The 21,273-nt window shown below is 73.3% G+C and carries 21 protein-coding genes and 1 pseudogene; 16 read left to right on the top strand and 6 right to left on the bottom strand.

Annotation, left to right across the window (positions count from 1 at the left end; translation table 11 throughout):
- Positions 1 to 66: 66 nt before the first annotated feature.
- From ACGF3H_RS21975 to ACGF3H_RS21965, 3 genes and pseudogenes are all read left to right on the top strand, one after another.
- Positions 67 to 1,384: pseudogene (locus ACGF3H_RS21975) on the top strand (alpha/beta fold hydrolase); the annotation flags it as partial.
- Positions 1,353 to 1,877: a tRNA (adenosine(37)-N6)-threonylcarbamoyltransferase complex ATPase subunit type 1 TsaE gene (tsaE, locus tag ACGF3H_RS21970; protein ID WP_362489457.1), complete on the top strand. Its 525-nt coding sequence runs from the start codon at positions 1,353 to 1,355 to the stop codon at positions 1,875 to 1,877. The pseudogene ACGF3H_RS21975 and the gene tsaE, both read left to right, overlap by 32 nt.
- Before the next feature lie 135 nt (positions 1,878 to 2,012).
- Positions 2,013 to 2,171: a hypothetical protein gene (locus tag ACGF3H_RS21965; RefSeq protein ID WP_362489459.1), complete on the top strand. Its 159-nt coding sequence runs from the start codon at positions 2,013 to 2,015 to the stop codon at positions 2,169 to 2,171.
- A gap of 37 nt (positions 2,172 to 2,208) precedes the next feature.
- Here ACGF3H_RS21965 and ACGF3H_RS21960 read toward each other — a convergent pair whose 3' ends face one another.
- Positions 2,209 to 2,763 carry a hypothetical protein gene (locus ACGF3H_RS21960; RefSeq protein ID WP_362489461.1) on the bottom strand — a complete coding sequence of 185 codons (555 nt, stop codon included), beginning with the start codon at positions 2,761 to 2,763 and terminating at the stop codon, positions 2,209 to 2,211.
- A gap of 147 nt (positions 2,764 to 2,910) precedes the next feature.
- On the opposite strand from ACGF3H_RS21960, the gene tsaB reads away from it, so the two are divergent.
- The 4 genes from tsaB to ACGF3H_RS21940 are packed head-to-tail and all read left to right on the top strand — an operon-like array spanning position 2,911 to position 5,444.
- A complete protein-coding gene (gene tsaB, locus ACGF3H_RS21955) occupies positions 2,911 to 3,564 on the top strand; it encodes a tRNA (adenosine(37)-N6)-threonylcarbamoyltransferase complex dimerization subunit type 1 TsaB (protein WP_362489463.1) in 654 nt (217 codons plus the stop codon).
- A 41-nt stretch (positions 3,565 to 3,605) separates the two neighbouring features.
- Complete coding sequence (rimI, locus tag ACGF3H_RS21950; RefSeq protein ID WP_362489660.1) at positions 3,606 to 4,091, top strand: ribosomal protein S18-alanine N-acetyltransferase; 486 nt, start codon at positions 3,606 to 3,608, stop codon at positions 4,089 to 4,091.
- Positions 4,084 to 5,190, top strand: a complete 1,107-nt coding sequence (gene tsaD, locus ACGF3H_RS21945; RefSeq protein ID WP_362489465.1) for a tRNA (adenosine(37)-N6)-threonylcarbamoyltransferase complex transferase subunit TsaD — start codon at positions 4,084 to 4,086, stop codon at positions 5,188 to 5,190. The genes rimI and tsaD overlap by 8 nt, the downstream gene beginning before the upstream one ends.
- Entirely contained in the window at positions 5,187 to 5,444 is a 258-nt protein-coding gene (locus ACGF3H_RS21940) for a hypothetical protein (protein WP_362489467.1), read from the top strand. The genes tsaD and ACGF3H_RS21940 overlap by 4 nt, the downstream gene beginning before the upstream one ends.
- Positions 5,445 to 5,471: 27 nt before the next feature.
- Here the strand turns inward: ACGF3H_RS21940 and ACGF3H_RS21935 are convergent, their stop codons facing one another.
- On the bottom strand, positions 5,472 to 7,793 hold the full coding sequence (locus ACGF3H_RS21935; RefSeq protein ID WP_362489469.1) for a glycoside hydrolase family 3 N-terminal domain-containing protein: 2,322 nt from the start codon (positions 7,791 to 7,793) through the stop codon (positions 5,472 to 5,474).
- 156 nt (positions 7,794 to 7,949) lie between these two features.
- Here ACGF3H_RS21935 and ACGF3H_RS21930 point away from each other — a divergent pair, with 156 nt between their 5' ends.
- The 4 genes from ACGF3H_RS21930 to ACGF3H_RS21915 all read left to right on the top strand — a co-directional run bounded on the left by ACGF3H_RS21930 (position 7,950) and on the right by ACGF3H_RS21915 (position 12,080).
- Positions 7,950 to 9,002, top strand: a complete 1,053-nt coding sequence (locus tag ACGF3H_RS21930) for a LacI family DNA-binding transcriptional regulator (RefSeq protein ID WP_362489471.1) — start codon at positions 7,950 to 7,952, stop codon at positions 9,000 to 9,002.
- Between the two features lie 196 nt (positions 9,003 to 9,198).
- Positions 9,199 to 10,227 (top strand): LCP family protein, encoded by a 1,029-nt coding sequence (locus ACGF3H_RS21925; protein WP_362489473.1) that lies wholly within the window; start codon positions 9,199 to 9,201, stop codon positions 10,225 to 10,227.
- A gap of 166 nt (positions 10,228 to 10,393) precedes the next feature.
- The gene (locus ACGF3H_RS21920) at positions 10,394 to 10,750 is read left to right on the top strand and encodes a YciI family protein (protein ID WP_362489475.1); all 357 of its coding nucleotides are present in this window, start codon (positions 10,394 to 10,396) and stop codon (positions 10,748 to 10,750) included.
- Positions 10,751 to 10,784: 34 nt separating this feature from the next.
- Complete coding sequence (locus ACGF3H_RS21915; RefSeq protein WP_393816525.1) at positions 10,785 to 12,080, top strand: RNA polymerase sigma factor; 1,296 nt, start codon at positions 10,785 to 10,787, stop codon at positions 12,078 to 12,080.
- Positions 12,081 to 12,410: 330 nt separating this feature from the next.
- On the opposite strand, the gene ACGF3H_RS21910 is transcribed toward ACGF3H_RS21915, so the two are convergent.
- Positions 12,411 to 13,694 carry a methyltransferase domain-containing protein gene (locus tag ACGF3H_RS21910; RefSeq protein WP_393585011.1) on the bottom strand — a complete coding sequence of 428 codons (1,284 nt, stop codon included), beginning with the start codon at positions 13,692 to 13,694 and terminating at the stop codon, positions 12,411 to 12,413.
- Here ACGF3H_RS21910 and ACGF3H_RS21905 point away from each other — a divergent pair.
- The 4 genes from ACGF3H_RS21905 (at position 13,677) to groL (ending at position 17,735) form a co-directional block, all read left to right on the top strand.
- Positions 13,677 to 14,627, top strand: a complete 951-nt coding sequence (locus ACGF3H_RS21905; RefSeq protein WP_362489479.1) for a polysaccharide deacetylase family protein — start codon at positions 13,677 to 13,679, stop codon at positions 14,625 to 14,627. The genes ACGF3H_RS21910 and ACGF3H_RS21905 overlap by 18 nt on opposite strands.
- On the top strand, positions 14,624 to 15,319 hold the full coding sequence (locus tag ACGF3H_RS21900; RefSeq protein WP_362489481.1) for a polysaccharide deacetylase family protein: 696 nt from the start codon (positions 14,624 to 14,626) through the stop codon (positions 15,317 to 15,319). The genes ACGF3H_RS21905 and ACGF3H_RS21900 overlap by 4 nt, the downstream gene beginning before the upstream one ends.
- A 361-nt stretch (positions 15,320 to 15,680) precedes the next feature.
- Positions 15,681 to 15,989 carry a co-chaperone GroES gene (groES, locus tag ACGF3H_RS21895; RefSeq protein ID WP_010986397.1) on the top strand — a complete coding sequence of 103 codons (309 nt, stop codon included), beginning with the start codon at positions 15,681 to 15,683 and terminating at the stop codon, positions 15,987 to 15,989.
- A gap of 120 nt (positions 15,990 to 16,109) precedes the next feature.
- Positions 16,110 to 17,735: a chaperonin GroEL gene (gene groL / locus ACGF3H_RS21890; RefSeq protein ID WP_362489483.1), complete on the top strand. Its 1,626-nt coding sequence runs from the start codon at positions 16,110 to 16,112 to the stop codon at positions 17,733 to 17,735.
- A gap of 162 nt (positions 17,736 to 17,897) precedes the next feature.
- Here the strand turns inward: groL and ACGF3H_RS21885 are convergent, their stop codons facing one another.
- Both ACGF3H_RS21885 and ACGF3H_RS21880 read right to left on the bottom strand, forming a co-directional pair.
- Entirely contained in the window at positions 17,898 to 18,671 is a 774-nt protein-coding gene (locus ACGF3H_RS21885; RefSeq protein WP_362489485.1) for an SDR family oxidoreductase, read from the bottom strand.
- Between the two features lie 96 nt (positions 18,672 to 18,767).
- Positions 18,768 to 19,436 (bottom strand): MOSC domain-containing protein, encoded by a 669-nt coding sequence (locus ACGF3H_RS21880; protein ID WP_362489487.1) that lies wholly within the window; start codon positions 19,434 to 19,436, stop codon positions 18,768 to 18,770.
- An 80-nt stretch (positions 19,437 to 19,516) separates the two neighbouring features.
- On the opposite strand from ACGF3H_RS21880, the gene ACGF3H_RS21875 reads away from it, so the two are divergent.
- Positions 19,517 to 20,437 (top strand): LysR family transcriptional regulator, encoded by a 921-nt coding sequence (locus ACGF3H_RS21875; RefSeq protein ID WP_362489489.1) that lies wholly within the window; start codon positions 19,517 to 19,519, stop codon positions 20,435 to 20,437.
- A 116-nt stretch (positions 20,438 to 20,553) separates the two neighbouring features.
- Here the strand turns inward: ACGF3H_RS21875 and ACGF3H_RS21870 are convergent, their stop codons facing one another.
- Positions 20,554 to 20,898 carry a WhiB family transcriptional regulator gene (locus ACGF3H_RS21870; RefSeq protein ID WP_362489491.1) on the bottom strand — a complete coding sequence of 115 codons (345 nt, stop codon included), beginning with the start codon at positions 20,896 to 20,898 and terminating at the stop codon, positions 20,554 to 20,556.
- Between the last annotated feature and the right edge of the window lie 375 nt (positions 20,899 to 21,273).

Below are 21,273 nucleotides of genomic sequence, written 5' to 3'. Positions count from 1 at the left end.
ACGCGTTCGGGTGAATGAGGAACGAGAGGGGAATCCGCCCCGCGGCCCGGTGAGGAGGAGCGGTACGTGAGCGAGAGCAGCGCGGAGGGTGTCGCGGACGTCGCCGCCGCGGCCGTCGCCTCCGCCGCGGAGGCCGCCACCGACGTGGCCGCCGGGGGCTGGCGACGGGCGACCGGGATCGCCGGTCTCGCGATAGGCGTGGTCGCCGCGGGCGCGGCGGCCGGCGTGGCGATAGAACGGCTCACCGTCGGCCGCGGGATACGCCAGAAGGCGCGGCTCGCCCTCGACTCGGCAGGGCCGTACGGCGGACTGCGCGGCACCCCCGGCACGGCGTACGCCGACGACGGCACCGAACTGCACTACGAGGTCGACGACGTCGATCCGGAGACCGCGACCGTGCTCAGCCCGCGCCGCCGGCGGCTCTTCGGCCGCAGGGCGCCCGCTCCCGTCACCGTCGTCTTCAGCCACGGCTACTGCCTCAACCAGGACTCGTGGCACTTCCAGCGGGCGGCGCTCGAGGGCGTCGTGCGCACCGTGCACTGGGACCAGCGCAGCCACGGACGGTCGGGGCGGGGCGTGGCCCAGGTGCGCGACGGCGAGCCGGTCACCATCGACGAGCTGGGCCGGGACCTCAAGGCCGTCATCGACGCGGCGGCGCCCGAGGGCCCCCTGGTGCTGGTCGGGCACTCCATGGGCGGCATGACGGTGATGGCCCTGGCCGACCGTTTCCCCGACCTGATACGCGAGCGCGTCGTCGGCGTGGCCCTCGTCGGCACGTCGTCCGGGCGGCTCGGCGAGGTCAACTTCGGACTGCCCGTGGCCGGGGTCAACGCGGTGCGGCGGGTGCTGCCCGGGGTGCTGAAGGCGCTGGGGCAGCGGGCCGAGCTGGTGGAGAAGGGCCGGCGGGCGACGGCGGACCTGTTCGCCGGGATCATCAAGCGGTACTCGTTCGCGTCCCGGGACGTCGACCCGGCCGTGGCCCGCTTCGCCGAGCGGATGATCGAGTCGACGCCGATCGACGTGGTCGCCGAGTACTACCCGGCGTTCAACGACCACGACAAGACCGAGGCCCTCGCCCGCTTCCGCGACCTCCCGGTGCTGGTGCTGGCCGGGGAGCAGGACCTGGTGACACCCAGCGAGCACAGCGAGGCGATCGCCGGCCTGCTGCCCGACGCCGAGCTGGTGCTCGTCCCCGACGCGGGGCACCTGGTGATGCTGGAGCACCCGGAACTGGTCACCGACCGCCTCGCCGACCTGCTCGCCCGCGCCCACGAGAAGGCGCGCGGCGCGGCCGTGTGAGCGCGGTGGCGGGAGTCCGGCCGGTGCGCCGGCAGCGGCTACCGTTGAGGGCTATGGAAGCACCAGCCACACCGCAGGGCCCGGCCGAGCCCGCACCCGCCGTCGAGATCACCGTCACCTCCCCGGAGCAGATGCGGGAACTGGGCCGCAGGCTCGCCAAACTGCTCCGCGCCGGTGACCTGGTCATGCTGAGCGGGGAGCTGGGCGCGGGCAAGACGACGCTGACCCGGGGGCTCGGCGAGGGCCTCGGCGTGCGCGGCGCCGTCACCTCCCCGACCTTCGTGATCGCCCGCGTGCACCCCTCGCTCGGCGACGGCCCGCCGCTCGTCCACGTCGACGCCTACCGGCTGTCCGGCGGCCTCGACGAGATGGAGGACCTCGACCTCGACGTCTCCCTGTCCGACTCGGTGATCGTCGTCGAGTGGGGCGAGGGCAAGGTGGAGGAGCTCACCGAGGACCGGTTGCAGCTCCTGATCCACCGGGCCGTGGGCGACACCACCGACGAGGTGCGGCACGTGACGCTGACGGGTGTCGGCGAGCGCTGGTCGGCGGTCGACCTGAGCGTCCTCGCCGCCTGAGCCGCTTCCCGCGGCCGGGTTCCGACAACACGTCGGCAAGATATTGCCAAGGGGGCACCGCCCGTGGTCACATGGTATCCAGCTCGTAGTTAGGCATGCCTAACTACGCCCGCCCCCGACCTTCAGGAGGCGTCCGTGCCGGAGCCCGTGACCCAGCAGCCGCCCGCGCCCGCCGGGGTGTCCATGCGTGACCTGCTCGCGGCCTGCGCCGCGGCGGCCGCCGTCTCCACGCCACCGCGCACGCCGGAACCGGAGGAGTGCCGCCCCGTCCGGGAGCACCGCGAGGCCGCCTGACCCGCCGGGCGGCCTCGGCGGACGTACCGGGGCCGCGTCAGGGGATGACGACGACCCGCTGGCCGATCGTCGCGAACCGCCACATCGCGTCGCCGTCCGCGCGGGACTCCCGGATGCCGCCGGTGCGCAGGCGCGGATCGGGCTTGGGCGCGGAGTCGTCCACGGCCGCGCTGAAACCCACGACCACGCCCTCCACACTGGTGAAGCGCACGACGTGCTCGACGGGGACGCCGTCCGATCCGGTGACCTGCTTCGAGCGCGAGGTGACGGCGTAGGTGCCCGGCACCGGGTCGACCCTGCTCGGGGTGACCGCGAAGGTGGTCCGGACCCTGTTGTCCGGGCCGACCAGCCACACCCGGTCGTCGTCCAGCGAGTACACGACCCGTTCGCCCCGGCCCGAACCGACGGGCAGGGCGTCCGGGTGCCGGGCGTCGCGGGGCGCCTTGGAGGCCCCGGGGGCGGGGGTGCTGGTCGCGTGCGCCCGGCTCAGGTCGGCCGGCAGGCGGACCGACGCCTGGTGGGCGAGGAATCCGACCGTGCCGAGGGCCGCCGCCGTGAGCGCGGCCACCCAACCGGCGCTGCTGCTTGCCACTGGGACCACCTAGGCGTCGTACTCATGGGCATCGCGTGACGCAAGGTGCACTTTTCGTCACGCACCGTGCTTCCGGCGACGGTAGCAGCAGCCGGCCGTCCGACCCGGCCGTCCGACACGGGGCCGCGAGCGCCGTAGGCTGTTTGCGTGCTCTTGCTCGCTCTGGATACCGCCACGCCCGCCGTGACCGTCGCGCTGCACGACGGTACGGACGTCATCGCCTCGTCGAGCCAGGTGGACGCACGCCGGCACGGTGAGCTGCTGCTTCCCGCCGTCGACCGGGTGCTCGCCGAGGCCGGACTGCGGCTCGACGCCGTCACCGCGGTCGTCGCCGGAATCGGTCCCGGCCCGTACACGGGTCTGCGCGTCGGCCTGATGACCGCGGACACCTTCGGGCTCGCGCTCGGCGTGCCCGTGCACGGCGTGTGCACGCTGGACGGACTGGCGTACGCCGCCGACCTGGAGGGCCCCTTCGTGGTCGCGACGGACGCCCGCCGCAAGGAGGTCTACTGGGCGCGCTACGCCGACTCCCGCACCCGTCTCACCGACCCGGCGGTCGACCGGCCCGCCGACATCGCCGCACAGGTGGCCGGGCTCCCGGCCGTCGGCGCGGGCGCGCTGCTGTACCCGGACACCTTCCCGCGGGCGCACGAGCCCGAGCACGTGTCCGCCGCCGCCCTGGCGAGCCTGGCCGCCGAGAAGCTGGCGGCGGGCGAGGAACTGCCCGCGCCCCGGCCGCTGTACCTGCGCCGGCCGGACGCGCAGGTCCCGAAGAACTACAAGGTGGTCACCCCCAAGTGACCGAGCCCGTGACCTTGCCCGTGGACGCCGTGCTGCGCGAGATGCGCTGGTGGGACATCGACCCCGTGCTCCGGCTGGAGCGGGAGCTGTTCCCGGAGGACGCCTGGTCGCGGGGGATGTTCTGGTCCGAACTGGCCCATGCGCGCGGGCCCGGTGCCACCCGGCGCTACCTGGTCGCCCAGCAGGACGCGGAGGTCGTCGGCTACGCGGGTCTGGTCACCTCCGGGGAACAGGCGGACGTGCAGACCATCGCCGTCGCCCGCGACCACTGGGGCACCGGCCTCGGCGCCCGGCTGCTGACCGAACTGCTGCGGGCCGCGACCGCCTTCGAATGCACCGAGGTGCTCCTGGAGTGCCGCGTGGACAACACCCGCGCCCAGCGGCTGTACGAGCGCTTCGGCTTCGAGCCCATCGGCTTCAGACGCGGCTACTACCAGCCGGGGAACGTGGACGCCCTGGTGATGCGCCTGACCGACCCTTCCACCTCCGTACCGGGAACCGAACGAGGAACCGACAACCATGGCTGACTCACGCGACGAGCCCCTCGTCCTCGGGATCGAGACCTCGTGCGACGAGACCGGCGTCGGTGTCGTGCGCGGCACCACCCTGCTGGCCGACGCCGTCGCCTCCAGCGTCGACGAGCACGCCCGCTTCGGCGGCGTCGTCCCCGAGGTGGCGAGCCGCGCCCACCTGGAGGCGATGGTCCCCACCATCGACCGCGCGCTGAAGGAGGCGGGCGTCAGCGCCCGCGACCTCGACGGCATCGCCGTCACCGCCGGCCCCGGCCTGGCCGGCGCCCTGCTGGTCGGCGTCTCGGCGGCCAAGGCGTACGCCTACGCCCTCGGCAAGCCCCTGTACGGCGTCAACCACCTCGCCTCCCACATCTGCGTCGACCAGCTGGAGCACGGCCCGCTGCCCGAGCCGACCATGGCGCTGCTCGTCTCCGGCGGGCACTCCTCGCTGCTGCTGTCGACGGACATCACCTCCGACGTCCGCCCCATGGGCGCCACCATCGACGACGCGGCCGGCGAGGCCTTCGACAAGATCGCCCGCGTGCTGAACCTGGGCTTCCCCGGCGGCCCCGTCATCGACCGGTACGCGCGCGAGGGCGACCCGAACGCCATCGCGTTCCCGCGCGGACTGACCGGACCGCGCGACCCGGAGTACGACTTCTCCTTCTCGGGGCTGAAGACGGCCGTGGCCCGCTGGATCGAGGCCAGGCGGGCGGCGGGCGAGGAGGTGCCGGTACGGGACGTGGCGGCCTCCTTCCAGGAGGCGGTCGTGGACGTGCTGACCCGCAAGGCGGTACGGGCCTGCAAGGACCAGGGCGTCGACCACCTGATGATCGGCGGCGGCGTGGCCGCCAACTCCCGGCTGCGGGTCCTGGCCCAGGAGCGCTGCGAGGCGGCCGGCATCCGGCTGCGCGTGCCCCGGCCCAAGCTGTGCACGGACAACGGCGCGATGGTCGCCGCGCTCGGCGCCGAGATGGTCGCCCGCGACCGGGCCGCCTCCGACTGGGACCTGTCGGCGGACTCCTCGCTGCCGGTGACGGACCCGCACGTCCCGGGGCAGGGCCACACGCACGACCACGTCCACGAGGTCAGCAAGGAGAACCTGTACCCGTGACCGTCGCGCTGATGTGGGAGGCCCGTGCCGTGCCCGGCCGGGGCGAGGACCTGCTGGCCTGGGCACGGGCGCAGCCGCTCGACGGCGAGCCGCTGCGCCGGGAGACGCTGCGCGCCCCGCAGGACCGCGTCCTCGTCGTCACCTGGTGGGACGCCGCCTACGACGCCGACCTGCCCGAACTGCCGGAGCCGGACGGAGAACTGGTCACGCGGGCGGTGCACCGGTGGCGGTTCGAGTCGGTCGCCGCGGACTGAGCGGAACGGCCGGTCGGGCGGCGGGCGTCACGCCGGCGACACCTCCGTCGCGCAGCGCAGCCGCCGGTCCGGTCCGAGCACCCGGGCGGGCCCCGTGAGGGTCAGCCGTGCCGTGTGGCGGACGTCCGCGCTGGACGCCGCCAACCGCAGTTCCAGGGCGCCCGGTTCCACCGTCCGGCGGCCCGCGCGGTCGGTGAACGCCGAGAGGTCGGCGTGGAACCGGAACGTCACCCGGCGGGCCTCGCCGGGCGCCAGCTCCAGTCGCCGGTAGCCGATCAGGCGGACGTCCGGGCGGGTCACCGACGCCACCGGGTCGTGCAGGTACAGCTGGACCACCTCGGCCCCGGCCCGGCCGCCGGTGTTGCGGACGGTCACCGACACGTCGTACGTGCCGTCCGTGCCGATCTCCACGCCGTCCTCGGGACCGCCGGTGCCGGCCTCCCACGCGAACGTCGTGTACGAGCGGCCGTGGCCGAAGGCGTACAGCGGGGTCGGGTCCAGGTTGCTCACCTCGCCGGCCAGGCCCAGCGGGGGCTGGAGGTAGGTCCACGGCTGGCCGCCGGGCAGGTGCGGAACGCTCACCGGGAGGCGGCCGGACGGAGAGACGCGGCCCGACAGCACGCCCGCCACCGCGGGGCCGCCCTCCTCGCCGGGGAAGAACGCCTGCACGGCCGCGCCGAGCCGCCCGTGCCAGCGGCCGAACGCGTACGGGCGGCCGGTCAGCAGCACCAGGACCACCGGCACGCCCGTCGCGACCAGCGCGTCCAGCAGCGCCCCCTGGACGCCGGGCAGCCCCAGGTCGCTCACGTCGCAGCCCTCGCCGGAGGTGCCCCGCCCGAACAGCCCGGCCCGGTCGCCCAGGACCGCGACGCACACGTCGGCCTCCGCGGTCCGCGCCACCGCCTCCTCGAAGCCCGAGGTGTCCGGGCCGGAGGTGTCACAGCCCTCCGCGAACGTCACCTTGGCGTCGGGCAGTTCGGCGCGCAGGGCGTCCAGCACGGTCGGGATCTCGATGCCCGTCGGCACGTCGGGGTGGTGGGGCAGGACGTGGGACGGGAAGGAGTAGCAGCCCAGCATCGCCAGGGCGTCGGCGGCCCGCGGGCCGACCACCGCGATCCGGGTGTCGGGGGCGAGCGGCAGGACGCCTTCGGGGTTGTCCAGGAGCACCACCGACTCCTCGGCGAGGCGGCGGGCCAGCGCGCGGTTGCCGGGGGAGTCCAGGTCGACCGCGGCCGGGTCGCCGGCCGGCTCCGGGGTCCAGTCCTCGTCCAGCAGGCCCAGTTCGCACTTCTGCAGCAGCACGCGGCGGGCCGACAGGTCGATCAGCTCCTCGGGGACGTCGCCCGCGCGGACCGCCTCCAGCAGTGGCTTGCCGTAGCACCGCACCGTCGGCAGCTCCACGTCGATGCCGGCCGCGAGGGCCAGGTGCGCCGCCTCGGCGGGGCCGGCGGCGACCCGGTGCAGGGACTCCAGGAAGCCGACGCCGAAGTAGTCGGCGACCACCGTGCCGGTGAAGCCCCACTCGTCCCGCAGCAGCGAGGTCAGCAGTGCCGGGTCGGCCGAGGCGGGGACGCCGTCCGTCTCCGTGTACGCCGCCATCACCGACCGGGCGCCGCCCTCGCGCAGCGCCAGCTCGAACGGCGGGAGCGTCACGTCGGCGAACTCCCGCACGCCCGCCCGCACGGGGGCCAGGTTGCGGGCACCGGCCGAGGAGGCGTACCCGGCGAAGTGCTTGAGCGTGGCGACGATCCCGGCCGACTCCAGGCCCCGCACGTATGCGGTGCCGATCGTGCCCACCAGGTACGGGTCCTCGCCGATCGTCTCCTCCACCCGGCCCCAGCGGGCGTCCCGTACGACGTCCAGGACGGGGGCGAGGCCCTGGTGGACGCCGACCGAGCGCAGGTCGTGGCCGATGCGCCGGGCCATCTCCTCGACCAGGTCGGGGTCGAAGGTGGCGCCCCAGGCCAGCGGCACCGGGTAGGCGGTGGCCCGCCAGGCGGTGAAGCCGGCCAGGCACTCCTCGTGGGCGAGCGCCGGGATGCCGAAACGGCCGGCCTCACGGATGTGGTGCTGGGCGCGGGCGAGGGCCTGCGCGCCGAGGACCGGGTCGACGGGGGCGGTGCCGAAGGGGCGGGTGAGCTGGCCGAGGCCGTGGGTGATCAGCTCGTCCCAGTCGTGGTCGGCGGTCATCTGGTTCTGGAGCGGGGCGACGCCGTCGCCGTCCGTGGCGGCGCCCACCCACACGCCGTACAGCTGTGCGGTCTTCTCCTCCAGGGTCATCCGGGCCAGGAGGTCGTCGACGCGGGCGGCGGCGGGCAGGGCGGGGTCACGCCAGGGCGCGGTGGTCATGGAACTCCTGTCGGGGTGGACGGGACGGCTGCCCTCTCACGAACGCTTCTTCACGGACGGCTCCGCGAATGTTTCGACGTATCAAGCGAATGTTCCGGAAACCTATGGCCACCCGTAGTCTTCGTCAAGAGGGTCGGCGGGGATACGATCGCCGCCATGACATCCCCGCAGCCCGCTGAAACCCGGACGCACAGGCGGTCCGCGCAGACCGCGACCCTCGCGGAGATCGCCCGCGAGGCCGGTGTGTCGGCACCGACTGTTTCGAAGGTCCTCAACGGCCGCGCCGACGTCGCCCCCGCCACCCGGGCCCGCGTCGAGGAACTGCTGCGGGCCCACGGGTACCGGCGCAGGCGGGCCGAGGCGACCCGCTCACCCTTGATCGACCTGGTCTTCCACGAACTGGAGAGCGCCTGGGCGATGGAGGTCATCCGGGGCGTGGAGAACGTGGCCCGGGACGCGGGGCTCAGCGTCGTGCTCTCCGAGAGCGCGGGCCGCCTCACGCCCGGCAGGACGTGGGCCGACCAGGTCGCCGCGCGGCGACCGCACGGCGTCGTCCTGGTGCTGTCCGGCCTCGACGAGTCCCAGCGGGCCTTGCTGACCAGCCGCTGCATCCCGTTCGTGGTGATGGACCCGGCCGGCGACCCGGGCGCCGACGTGCCGTCCATCGGCGCCACCAACTGGCAGGGCGGACTCGCCGCCACCCGCCACCTGATCGACCTGGGGCACACCCGCATCGGCGCGATCAGCGGACCCACCCGGATGATGTGCAGCCGCGCCCGCGTCGACGGGTACCGGGCCGCGCTGGAGACGGCCGGGCTGCCGGTCGACCCCGGCCTGATCGTGACCGGGGACTTCCACCACGAGGCCGGCTACCGGCAGGGCCTGGAGCTGCTGCGCCGGCCCGACCGGCCGACCGCGGTCTTCGCCGGCAACGACCTCCAGGCGCTCGGACTGTACGAGGCCGCGCGCGAACTGGGGCTGCGCATCCCGCAGGACCTGAGCGTGGTCGGGTTCGACGACCTGCCGGTGGCGCGCTGGGTGGGGCCGCCGCTGACCACCGTGCGGCAGCCGCTCACGGAGATGGCCGAAGCCGCGGCACGCCTGGTACTGGACCTCGGCCGGGACGACGGCTCGGCCGCGGCCACCCGGGTGGAGCTGGCCACCAGCCTGGAGGTGCGCAGCAGTACGTCGGCGCCACCGTCCGCCTAGCCGTCGAAACTTTCGCGAAAGCTTTCGAGTCCAGGATTCTGCGTCCTGCCCGCTGCCCGCTGCCCGCCTGGCGAGAAGTCTGAGAATTTCCGCAGAATGCCGTCCGCGTCTACCCGCTCCCCATAATTCGGACTTATGTTTCCTTCCGGTGGGGCACTCGGGTGGGGACGCGAGCGGGACGGGCGGGGGCGGACGCATGGCTGCGCGGGCGGAGCGGGACGGACGTTCGGCGATGCTGAGGACCGCCTGCCTCGCCCTGGCCGGCGCCCTGCTGCTGGGCATCGCCGCGGCCGGCTGGGCGTACTGGCACCTGAGCGGCAACATCAGGAGCGTCGACATCGACGGCGCGCTCGGCGACGACCGCCCCGCCCGGTCCCTCACCGCCCCCTCCGCCTCCGCCTCCGAGCCCCCGCCGCCCAGCGGCGCCCTGAACCTCCTGGTCCTCGGCTCGGACTCGCGCGACGGGGAGGGGAACCAGGAGCTCGGCGGCGGCGACAGCGAGGGCGCCCGCTCCGACACGGCGATGGTCGTCCACCTCGACGCCGGCCGGACCTCCGCCACCGTCGTCAGCATCCCGCGCGACACGCTCGTCACCCGTCCCTCCTGCCCGCTGCCGTCCGGCGGCACGACCCGGGAGGCCGAGGGCGCGATGTTCAACACCGCGTACGCCCTGGGCGGGCCGGTCTGCGCGGTCAAGACCGTCGAGTCGCTGACCGGCGTCCGCATGGACCACTACCTCGAGATCGACTTCTCCGGTTTCGCCGAGCTGGTCGACGCGCTCGGCGGTGTCACCGTCACCACGGACGTGGACATCGACGACGACAAGAGCCACCTCCACCTGGACGCCGGCACCCATCACCTCGACGGCACGCAGGCCCTCGGACTCGCCCGCACCCGGTACGGGCTGGCCGGCGGCAGCGACCTCGCCCGCATAGGACTCCAGCAGAAACTGGTCAAGGCGCTGCTGGAGCGGCTCTCCGACGCCGGCCTGCTCACCGACCCCGCCCGGCTGTACCGGGTCGCCGACGCGGTCACCGGCAGCCTCACCACGGACACCGGCCTGGACTCGCTGGGGGAGCTGACGAACCTCGGCCGCAGCATCGGGGGCCTGTCGGCGGACGCCGTACGGACGGTGACGATGCCGGTCGTACCGGCCCCGTGGGACGCCAACCGGGTGGTGGCCCGCGAACCGGACGCCCGCAAACTGTGGGAATCGCTGCGCTGACCCGCCGCCCGGCCTGCGCTCATGGGGGCGCGGGCGGCTGTCCGGACACGGGCCGAAAAAAATCCGGGAAAAAATCCGGGGCCCTGTCGATCCACGGCCCTCCCGTTCGACGCAGGGGTGAGAGGCCGGGAACGACCCGGTCCCGGCACCGACCCGAGGAGTCACCATGCCCCGCTACCTGTCGCTCGTCCGCATCGACGAGAACAACACCCCCGCCGAGGGCCCCAGCCCCGAACTGATGCAGCGCATGGGGGAGCTGATGGAGGAGATGACGAAGGCCGGCGTCCTGCTCGACACCGCCGGGCTGACCCCCACCGCCCAGGGCACCCGGGTCCACTACGAGTCCGGACAGCTGTCCGTCACCGACGGCCCCTTCACCGAGTCCAAGGAGGTCGTCGGCGGCTACGCGCTGATGCAGGCCAAGGACATGGCCGAGGCGATCGAGTGGACCAAGCGCTTCCTGAAGGTCCACGAGGAGCACTGGACGGTGACCTGCGAGGTGCGGGAGATCATGGAGGGCTGAGTTCCGCTTTGTCCGGGGTGCGCGAGGGTGTTGCATGTGGGCTGTGAAGCCACAGCCCACCGCCGCCCCGCGCGGCACCGCCGCCTCCGCCCGGACCGCGGAGGCGATCGAGACGGTCTTCCGGCTGGAGTTCCCCCGCGTGATCGCCGGCGTCGCCCGCGTCGTCCGGGACGTCGGCATCGCCGAGGAGATCGCGCAGGACGCGCTGGTCGCGGCACTGGAGCAGTGGCCCCGCGACGGGGTGCCCGACAATCCGGGCGCCTGGCTGACGACCACCGCCCGGCGCCGCGCCGTCGACCTGGTCCGGCGCCGGGAGACCTACGCCCGCAAGCTGGCGGAGATCGGCCGGGACCTGCCCGTCGCCGCGCCGCCCGAGGAGCCCGCCGACCCGGACGGCATCGACGACGACCTGCTGCGGCTGGTCTTCACCGCCTGTCACCCGGTGCTGTCCGCCGAGGCCCGCATCGCGCTGACCCTGCGCCTGCTCGGCGGCCTGACCACCGCCGAGATCGCCCGCGCCGTCCTGGCACCGGAGTCCACGGTCGCGCAGCGCATCGTGCGCGCCAAACGGACGCTGGCGGCGCGGAACGTCGCCTTCGAGGTGCCGTACGGACCGGAGCGGGCGGCCCGGCTCGGCTCGGTCCTGGAGGTCATCTACCTGATCTTCAACGAGGGTTACGCGGCGACCGCCGGCGACGACTGGCTGCGGCCCGGCCTGTGCGAGGACGCGCTGCGCCTGGCCCGCGTGCTGTCCGCCCTGATGCCGAAGGAGCCCGAGGTCCACGGGCTGACCGCGCTGCTCGAGTTCCAGGCGTCCCGCACCGCCGCCCGCACCGGTCCCGACGGCACGCCCGTCCTGCTGAAGGACCAGGACCGCCGTCGCTGGAACCGCATGCTCATGGCCCGCGGCATCACCGCCCTCGACCGGGCGAACGCCCACGCCGCCGGCTCCCCGGGCCCGTACGCGCTCCAGGCCGCCATCGCCGCGTGCCACGCCCTCGCGTACACCTGGGAGGAGACCGACTGGCCGCGCATCGCCACGCTGTACGGCCTGCTCGCGGCCCGTGCCCCGTCCCCGGTCGTCGAACTCAACCGCGCAGTGGCCGTGTCGATGGCCGAGGGCCCGGCCCAGGCGCTCGCCCTGGTCGACACCCTCGCCGCCGAACCGGCCCTGCGCGGCTACCACCTGCTGCCCAGCGTCCGCGGCGACCTCCTGCTCCGCCTGGGCCGCACGGAGGAGGCCCGCCCGGAGTTCGAACGGGCCGCGTCCCTGGCCCACAACGAACGCGAACGCGAACTGCTGACGCACCGCGCGCGGGAGTGCGGCTGAGGCACGCACCGCAGCCCGCCGAAAACCCGCCACAGGCGGCCCGGCTCGCGGGTGCCCGGCCGACCACCCCGCACGGGGTCGCGCCCCGCCGCCACGGGAACCCGCCACAGGCGGCCCGGTACGCCTGTCAGACCGACCCCGCACGGGGGCGCCCCCGCCCACACGGGCCCCGCCGCAGGAGGCCCCGGTACGCCTGTCCGGACGACCTCGCACGGGGGTGCGCCCGTCCGCGGAAAGCCACCGCAGGCAGCCCGGCACGGGGGCACCGCCGGCGCCGAACGCCCGTGCCGCTCGTGCCGGTCACGTCACGCGGCCGAACCGCCGGAGGCATCAGCGCGCCGGGTGTCCGATCAGCATCGTCGGCGCCCCCGCGACCCGGGTCAGGAACACCGTGGCGGCGTGCGGTCCCTGGGGCTTGACCTTGCGGCGCAGCTCCTCCGGCTCGACCGCCGAGCCGCGCTTCTTGACGGTCAGCGTGCCGACCTGACGCTCCCGCAGCAGTGCCTTCAGCTTCTTGACGTTGAAGGGCATCCGGTCGGTGATCTCGTACGCCGTGGCGTACGGCGTCGGCAGCAGCTCGTCCGCCGTGACGTAGGCGATGGTCGCGTCGAGCAGCCCGCCGCCGACCTGTTCGGCGACCTCGGCGACCAGGTGGGCCCGGATGACGGCGCCGTCGGGCTCGTACAGGTACCGGCCGGGCGTGCGGACCTCCGGGTCGGGCAGGCCGGCGCCGAGCAGAGTGCGCGGCCCCGGCAGCAGCGTCGCCCGGACCGCCCCCGGTGCGGTGCCGAACCACAGCACCGCCTCCTTGACGTCCCCGCCGTCGGAGATCCACTCGGCCTCGGCCCCCTCCGGCACCGCCTCGTGCGGGATGCCGGGCGCCACCTTCAGCGCGGCGGCGCGGGACGCCGTACGGGCGGCCGCCACGGCCCAGGACAGCGGCGGCGAGTAGGCCTCCGGGTCGAAGATCCGGCCCCGCCCGCCCCGCCGCGCCGGGTCGACGAACACGGCGTCGTACCCGCTCGTGTCCACCTCGGTGACGTCCGCCTCGCGCACCTCGACCAGGCCGGCGAGCCCCAGCGCCTCGGCGTTGGCGCGCGCCGCCGCGGCCGTCGCCGGGTCGCGGTCGACGGCCAGGACCCGGATGCCCGCGCGGGCCAGCGCGATCGCGTCGCCGCCGATCCCGCAGCACAGGTCGGCCACCGAGGTCACGCCCAGGTCCGCCAGCCGGCCGGCCCGGTGGGCCGCCACGCTCGCCCGGGTCGACTGCTCGACCCCGTTCGGGGTGAAGAACATCCGTCCGGCGTCCTCGGCCCCGAACTTCACCGCCGCCCGCTGCCGCAGCCGCGCCTGACCGAGCGCCGCCGACACCAGCCCGGCCGGGTGGTCGCGGCGCAACCGGGTGGCGACGGCCAGCTCACGCGCGGGGTCGGTGTCGCGGACCTCGTCGAGCAGGGCGCGGCCTTCGGGGGTGAGCAGGGAGAGGAGGGCGTCGAGGTCGTTCACCGGCCCATTGTGGGCCAGTCGGTGGATGGTGTGCGCCCGACGCGGTGTCGGGCGCGGACGGGGAGCCCGCGGCTGCGAAGATCCGGCACCATGCGAGTAGTAGTACAAAATGACAAAAGCCGGGCACGCGGGGTGTCCCGGGCGGCTTCCGGGCCCTCGCCGGCCGCCCGGGTGTGCGGCGGCCTCGCCGTGCTCCTCGTCGCCGCCCTCGCCTCCGCCTGTGCGCACCACCCTTCCGAGGTGCGGGACACCGCCGGCCGGCGGCCCCTGCAGGCGCCCCCCGCCCGGGCGTTCGACACCGACGCGTCCATGCTGCGCGCGGCCCAGGCCGCCCGGGCCGCCGCCGCCAAGCGCTGGAACCTGGAGGAGGTGCCGCTGACGGCCCCGCCGCCGCCCGCCCGGAAGCCGGAGATCACGGCGCGCGAGGGCTTCGAGGTGGACGGGCAGGAGGACCTCCCGCCCGTCTTCACCACCGTCCCCACCGAGGAGAGGGTCCTCTTCCTCACCATCGACGACGGCGCCGAGAAGGACCCGGCGTTCCTGCGCATGATGAGCGAGCTGCAGATCCCCTACACCGTCTTCCTCACCGACGACGAGATCAAGGACGACTACGCCTACTTCGAGGAGATGCAGGCCCGCGGTGTCACGCTCAACAGCCACACCCTGAGCCACCCCTACCTCCCGGGGCTCTCGTACGCGCAGCAGAAGCACGAGATCTGCGGCATGCAGGAGGTGATCGAGAAGCGCTACGGCAAGCGCCCCGAGCTCTTCCGCCCGCCCTTCGGCAACTACAACCAGGACACCCTGCGCGCCGCGAAGTCCTGCGGCATCAGGTACGCGCCGATCTGGAACGAGGAGGTCTACGTCGACCACTGGGAGTACCGCGAGTGGGACCGGGACCTCCACCCGGGCGACATCGTCCTCACCCACTTCCGGGGCCGGAACGACTGGGACGGCACGATGACGGACATGGTCCGCCGCTTCCTGAACCGGGTCACCGCCGAGGGATACGCGGTGGCCCGGCTGGAGGACTACCTGTGAGGCGGGGGCGGTTCCGGGCGGCCGGGGCCGCCCTGGCCGCCGTCCTGCTCACCGGCTGCGCCCAGCTCGGCGGTCCCGCCGGCCACCCCACGGCCGGCAAACCGGCCCGGGCCGGCGGTCAGGACCGCACACCGCCGCCCGTCCTGGACCACGTCCGCACCACCGACAGGGTCGTCTTCCTCACCTACGACGACGGCGCCGACCGGGACCCCAACCTCACCGCACTGATCCGTGAACGGCGGCTCCCGGTCACCCTGTTCCTCACCGACACCGTGGCCGGGCCGGCCTACGGTCACTTCGCCCGGCTCCGCTCGGTCGGCGCGAGCCTGCAGAACCACACCCTCGATCACCGCTCCCTGGCCGGCCTGCCCTACGCCGGCCAGCGCGCCGAGATCTGCGGCCAGCAGACCAAGCTCCACTCCCGCTTCGGTGTCCTCCCGCGCCTGTTCCGCCCGCCCCACGGCCGCTACGACCCGACGACCCTGCGAGCCGCCGCCGACTGCGGCATCACGGCCGTCGTCCTGTGGCGGGCCGCCCTCGACGCCGACGGAGACCTGGCCTTCGCCCGCGGCGATCCCCACCTGCACCCCGGCGACATCGTCTCGGTCACGGCCCCGTCCCGCACGGAGGACCTGCTGCAGCAGATCGAGGAGCGGAACCTCCGGGTGGCCCGCCTGGAGGACTACCTCTGACCTGCGGTGGCGGCTCGTGGCTTCTCGGCCCGGGCCGCGAATCTCAGCCCGTCCGGCGTTTGAGGACGAGGCCGTCCAGGCCGATGGCGGGGCCCGGGGGCGGCAGCCCCCAGCGACGCCCACACCCACGCCGGGTGCGCCACAAAACCGGCGTTCACGCGAGAAAGTCCCCCGACGCGCCGCAGGCATTGGCACTCCGCTTGACCGAGTGCTAATCGCGGTCATAGTCTCGGCTCTGGCACTCCCCCCTGGAGAGTGCCAACAAAGCGACGGGCAGGTCCGGCACCCGCGACGACGGATCGACCTGGTCGCCACCTCAGACAGTTAACCCCGTGAGATCTCCGAAGGGGGAGGTCGGATCGTGACGACCGCCAGCTCCAAGGTTGCCATCAAGCCGCTCGAGGACCGCATCGTGGTCCAGCCGCTCGACGCCGAGCAGACCACGGCTTCGGGCCTGGTCATTCCGGACACCGCCAAGGAGAAGCCCCAGGAGGGCGTCGTCCTGGCCGTGGGCCCGGGCCGCTTCGAAGACGGCAACCGTCTTCCGCTCGACGTCACCGTCGGCGACGTCGTGCTCTACAGCAAGTACGGCGGCACCGAGGTGAAGTACAACGGCGAGGAGTACCTCGTCCTCTCGGCTCGCGACGTCCTCGCGATCGTCGAGAAGTAGTTCACCCGAAGCACCTTGCTTTCCAGCTGCGCCCCTGGCTCCCGCGACCATAAAAAGCCGGGCGTCGGGGGCGCAGTTGCCGTATAACCCCAAGATTTCCGGAAGAGGGCTCACGCTCCCATGGCGAAGATCCTGAAGTTCGACGAGGACGCCCGTCGCGCCCTCGAGCGCGGCGTCAACAAGCTTGCCGACACGGTGAAGGTGACGATCGGCCCCAAGGGCCGCAACGTCGTCATCGACAAGAAGTTCGGCGCTCCCACCATCACCAACGACGGTGTCACGATCGCCCGCGAGGTCGAGATCGAGGACCCGTACGAGAACCTCGGCGCCCAGCTGGTGAAGGAGGTGGCGACCAAGACCAACGACATCGCTGGTGACGGCACCACCACCGCCACCGTCCTGGCCCAGGCTCTGGTCCGCGAGGGCCTGAAGAACGTCGCCGCCGGTGCCTCCCCCGCGCTGCTGAAGAAGGGCATCGACGCGGCCGTCAAGGCCGTCTCCGACGACCTCCTCGCCACCGCCCGCCCGATCGACGAGAAGTCCGACATCGCCGCCGTGGCCGCGCTGTCCGCCCAGGACCAGCAGGTCGGCGAGCTCATCGCCGAGGCCATGGACAAGGTCGGCAAGGACGGTGTCATCACCGTCGAGGAGTCCAACACCTTCGGCCTGGAGCTGGACTTCACCGAGGGCATGGCCTTCGACAAGGGCTACCTGTCGCCGTACTTCGTGACGGACCAGGAGCGCATGGAGGCCGTCCTCGAGGACCCGTACATCCTCATCAACCAGGGCAAGATCTCCTCCATCGCGGACCTGCTGCCGCTGCTGGAGAAGGTCATCCAGGCGGGTGCCTCGAAGCCGCTGCTGATCATCGCCGAGGACCTCGAGGGCGAGGCGCTCTCCACCCTCGTCGTGAACAAGATCCGCGGCACCTTCAACGCCGTCGCGGTGAAGGCCCCGGGCTTCGGCGACCGCCGCAAGGCGATGCTGCAGGACATGGCCGTCCTCACCGGCGCCACGGTCATCTCCGAGGAGGTCGGCCTCAAGCTCGACCAGGTCGGTCTGGACGTGCTCGGCACCGCCCGCCGCGTCACCGTCACCAAGGACGACACCACGATCGTCGACGGTGCCGGCAAGCGTGACGAGGTCGAGGGCCGCATCGCCCAGATCAAGGCCGAGATCGAGAACACGGACTCCGACTGGGACCGCGAGAAGCTCCAGGAGCGCCTCGCGAAGCTGGCCGGCGGCGTGTGCGTGATCAAGGTCGGCGCCGCCACCGAGGTGGAGCTGAAGGAGCGCAAGCACCGTCTGGAGGACGCCATCTCCGCGACCCGCGCCGCGGTCGAGGAGGGCATCGTCTCCGGTGGTGGCTCCGCCCTGGTCCACGCCGTCAAGGTCCTCGAGGGCAACCTCGACAAGACCGGCGACGAGGCCACCGGTGTGTCGGTCGTCCGCAAGGCCGCCGTCGAGCCGCTGCGCTGGATCGCCGAGAACGCCGGCCTCGAGGGTTACGTCATCGTCTCCAAGGTGGCCGAGCTCGAGAAGGGCAACGGCTACAACGCCGCCACCGGCGAGTACGGCGACCTGGTCAAGGCCGGCGTCATCGACCCGGTCAAGGTCACCCGCTCCGCCCTGGAGAACGCCGCCTCCATCGCCTCCCTCCTGCTGACGACCGAGACCCTGGTCGTCGAGAAGAAGGAAGAGGAAGAGCCGGCCGCCGCGGGCCACGGCCACGGCCACGCCCACTGAGCGCCGCGCTGAGCTGAGCCGACGGTGCCCGGCATCCCCACGGGGGTGCCGGGCACCGCGCGTTTCAGGGCCGGTTCCCGTCCGCCCCGGCGGGAGCGGCGCCGGGCGCGGCGGGGGCCGGTCGCGCAGGTCCCCGCGCCCCTGCGGGGCGCTTGCGCTCCGCTACTGCGGCCCGTACTTGCGCCCCGTCCGCGACGAGATGCCGCCCAGCATCCCCCGCGGCACCAGCTTCGCCGCGCCCATCAGGGCCTTGTAGCGCGGGTCGGGGATCGACACGGACTTGCCGCGGGACAGGTCGGCGAGGGCCGCCGCGACCAGTTTGTCCGCGTCCAGCCACATCCAGTTCGGGATGTTGTCCGTGCCCATGCCGGCCCGCTCGTGGAACTCCGTGCGCACGAAGCCGGGGCACAGCGCCATCAGGCGTACGCCGCTGCCGGCCAGGTCCTTCGCCACGCCCTGCGTGAACTGCACGACCCACGCCTTGGACGCGCCGTACGTGCCGCGCGGGACGAAGGCCGCGACCGAGGCCACGTTGACGACGCCGCCGCGGCCCCGCGCCCGCATCGCCTCCGTCGCCGCCGCGGTCAGCCGCAGCACCGCCTCGCAGTGCACCTTGAGCATCGTCAGCTCGTCGGCCATGGAGACCTCGAGGAAACGGCCCTTGTTGCCGAAGCCGGCGTTGTTGATCAGCAGGTCGACGGCGTTCCTGCGGTCGTCCAGCCGGGCGGCCACCGCCTCGATGCCCGTGTCCGTCGCCAGGTCGGCCGTCAGCACCTCGGCCTCGATGCCGTGCCGGTCGTGCAGTTCGGTCGCCTGTTCGCGCAGCCGCTTGGTGTCGCGGGCCACCAGCACCAGGTCGTGTCCGTCGGCCGCCAGCCGTCGCGCGAACGCGGCGCCGATGCCCGCCGTCGATCCGGTAATCAATGCCGTTGTCATGGCGCAAGGTTATGGGTCCGGACCGGGCAGGTCCGTTTCGCTCACCAGGACTGCGGCTCGTGAAGGGCGAGTGAAGGCGGGGCCGGTGAGCCCGGGTCAGTCCGTCTGCGCCGCCAGGTACTTCCGTGCCGTGGCCAGAGCCTCCGCGTGCAGGGCGTCGCCGGCCGCGAGCAGCCGGGGCAGCAGCTCCCGCTCCGTCGTCACCGCCCGGAACTGGAGCGCCACCGTCACCTCGTGGGCGGGCCGGTGCACGATCTCCACCGGGTCGCCCGCCCGTATCTCACCGGGCTCGATCACCCGCAGGTAGGCGCCCGGCGCACCCTTGGCCATGAAGCGCTTCACCCACCGCTCCTCGCCCAGGTGGCCCTGGAAGGTCCGGCAGGGGATCCGGCCGCTGGTGACCTCCAGGAGCAGGTCGGGGCCGACGCGCCAGCGCTCGCCGATCAGCGCGCCGGAGACGTCCACGCCCGTCGTGGTGAGGTTCTCGCCGAACACGCCGTGCGGCAGCGGCCGGCCCAGCTCGCGCTCCCAGTCATCCATGTCCTCGCGCGCCATGGCGTACACGGCCTGGTCCACGCCGCCGTGATGCCGGGTGTCGCACACCGTGTCCCCGGCCAGCCCGCTCGCGCCGGTCCCCTTCGGTCCGGGCGCCGTCACCCGGACGGGCCCGTCGGCCGGCTGTTTGTCGATGCCGGTGACGCCGTCGGGCTGGTCGGTGTACGGCACGGGCTTCGCGCGGCCCAGGTTGACTGACAGAAGCTTCATGAGCGAACGATAGGACAGCCCTTTCAAAGGGGCGACGCAGTATTCGGCGCTCGGCCAAAGGGTCGCTTATCCTCGGTGGTGTGATCGAGGCCCGTCATCTCCGCGTGCTGCGCGCCGTGGCATCCACCGGTTCCTTCTCCGCCGCCGGGCGGGAACTGGGCTGCACGCAGCCCGCCGTCAGCCAGCAGATGAAGGCCCTGGAGGCCTCCGTCGGTACGCCCCTGCTCGTGCGCACCGGCCGCGAGATGCGTCTGACCCAGGCCGGCGAGGCGCTGGTGCGGCACGCCGCGGGGATCCTCGCCGGGCTCACCGCGGCCGAGGAGGAGGTCGCCGCCATCGCGGGGCTGCGGGCCGGGCGCGTCCGCCTCGTCTCCTTCCCGAGCGGCAGTTCCACCCTCGTCCCCACGGCACTGGCCGCGCTGCGCGCCGCCCATCCCGGCACCCGGGTCTTCCTGGAGGAGGCCGAGCCGCCCAAGTCGGTGGAGCTGCTGCGCGAGGGCGACTGCGACGTGGCGCTCGCCTTCCGCTACGAGGGCGCGGCGGGCGTCGAGGAGTGGGACGACCTGGTCGTGCGGCCGCTGCTGACCGACCGCCTCGTGGCCCTGGTGCCCGAGCGGCACCGGCTCGCGCGCACCGGGGCCGAGGGCAGTGTGGCCATCGGGGAGCTGGCGCGTGAACCGTGGATCGCCGGCTGTCCGCGCTGCCGCGGCCAGCTGGTGGAGGTCTGCGAGGGCGCCGGCTTCACCCCCCGCATCGACTTCGCGACCGACGACTACCCGGCGGTGGTCGGCCTGGTCGGGGCGGGCCTCGGGGTGGCCGTCCTGCCTCAGCTCGCCGTCGAGTCCGTACGGCCCCGGGGCGTGCGCACCGTCGCGCTGGAGCCCGAGGTGCGGCGGGAGATCGTCGCGCTGACGCTGCCCGACCTCGCCCAGGTTCCCGCGGTGCGGGCGACGCTGGACGAGCTGGCACGGGCCGCCTCCGGCCAGACCGCCGGGCACTGAGCGGGCGCGCCGGCGGGGGAGCGGCGTCCAGGGGTCACGACGCCGCAGAAAGAGGGCACGCGTGTGCGTGCCCTGGTTCGCGCCGGTTGTCGACGCGGTCTCGGAAAAACGTTCCTTCAGTGATGTGCGGCAGCGTCCCGGCCGACCGAAGCCGACGCCGGTGAGGATGCCGCCACCAGGCGGTTGCGCGCTCTTCCCATGAGTTCCTCGCGCTCGTCCTCGGTCAGTCCGCCCCACACGCCGTACGGCTCGCGTACGGCCAGTGCGTGCGCCGCGCACTCCGCGCGGACCGGGCACCTCATGCAGACCTCCTTGGCCGAGTTCTCACGAGCGCTCCGGGCCGCACCGCGCTCGCCCTCCGGATGGAAGAAGAGCGAACTGTCCACCCCGCGGCAGGCGGCGAGCAGCTGCCAGTCCCACAGGTCCGCGTTCGGTCCGGGAAGGCGGGAGAAATCTGCCATTGCGTGACCCCTTGGTAGCCGATCTGGGTGGATTCGGTGTCCACGACCGTACAACTACGATCTAAGGAGATGAAAATATGACTCATAACGAATCTAGCCGCAGACACCAGCGAAGTGGGAGAAAAGCGGCTAAATGGGGCATCGCTTGTGATGAAAGAGCGTGGGTCAGCCGCGCATGTCTGCACCGTGAACGCCCCCTCACGTAGAGTGCCGAAGACGACACACAGCCCCGTAACTCTTTCGAGTGACCGTCGTTGAGAGTGCGGAGGCGGTTGAAGGAACAGGTGCTCGGGCGGCGTCCGGGACGGTCGACCGCACAGGTGAGATTTCGTAACAGCCTGGAGGCTCAACGTGACGCGCATCAGCTGCGGAGGA

Origin of the sequence: Streptomyces sp. NPDC048185 (genome assembly GCF_043202495.1) — a bacterium.
Taxonomy (GTDB): Bacteria; Actinomycetota; Actinomycetes; order Streptomycetales; family Streptomycetaceae; genus Streptomyces.
Note: the sequence above shows the minus strand (reverse complement) of the source record. Positions and strands in the feature narration are given on the sequence as shown.

Coding starts and splice junctions, on each gene's coding strand:
- tsaE (WP_362489457.1), top strand. CDS start 1,353: ATGGAAGCACCAGCCACACCGCAGGGCCCGGCCGAGCCCGCACCCGCC.
- ACGF3H_RS21925 (WP_362489473.1), top strand. CDS start 9,199: ATGGCTGCGCGGGCGGAGCGGGACGGACGTTCGGCGATGCTGAGGACC.
- ACGF3H_RS21930 (WP_362489471.1), top strand. CDS start 7,950: ATGACATCCCCGCAGCCCGCTGAAACCCGGACGCACAGGCGGTCCGCG.
- ACGF3H_RS21885 (WP_362489485.1), bottom strand. CDS start 18,671: ATGACAACGGCATTGATTACCGGATCGACGGCGGGCATCGGCGCCGCG.
- rimI (WP_362489660.1), top strand. CDS start 3,606: ATGCGCTGGTGGGACATCGACCCCGTGCTCCGGCTGGAGCGGGAGCTG.
- groL (WP_362489483.1), top strand. CDS start 16,110: ATGGCGAAGATCCTGAAGTTCGACGAGGACGCCCGTCGCGCCCTCGAG.
- ACGF3H_RS21920 (WP_362489475.1), top strand. CDS start 10,394: ATGCCCCGCTACCTGTCGCTCGTCCGCATCGACGAGAACAACACCCCC.
- ACGF3H_RS21905 (WP_362489479.1), top strand. CDS start 13,677: ATGCGAGTAGTAGTACAAAATGACAAAAGCCGGGCACGCGGGGTGTCC.
- ACGF3H_RS21915 (WP_393816525.1), top strand. CDS start 10,785: ATGTGGGCTGTGAAGCCACAGCCCACCGCCGCCCCGCGCGGCACCGCC.
- ACGF3H_RS21880 (WP_362489487.1), bottom strand. CDS start 19,436: ATGAAGCTTCTGTCAGTCAACCTGGGCCGCGCGAAGCCCGTGCCGTAC.
- tsaD (WP_362489465.1), top strand. CDS start 4,084: ATGGCTGACTCACGCGACGAGCCCCTCGTCCTCGGGATCGAGACCTCG.
- ACGF3H_RS21935 (WP_362489469.1), bottom strand. CDS start 7,793: ATGACCACCGCGCCCTGGCGTGACCCCGCCCTGCCCGCCGCCGCCCGC.
- ACGF3H_RS21870 (WP_362489491.1), bottom strand. CDS start 20,898: ATGGCAGATTTCTCCCGCCTTCCCGGACCGAACGCGGACCTGTGGGAC.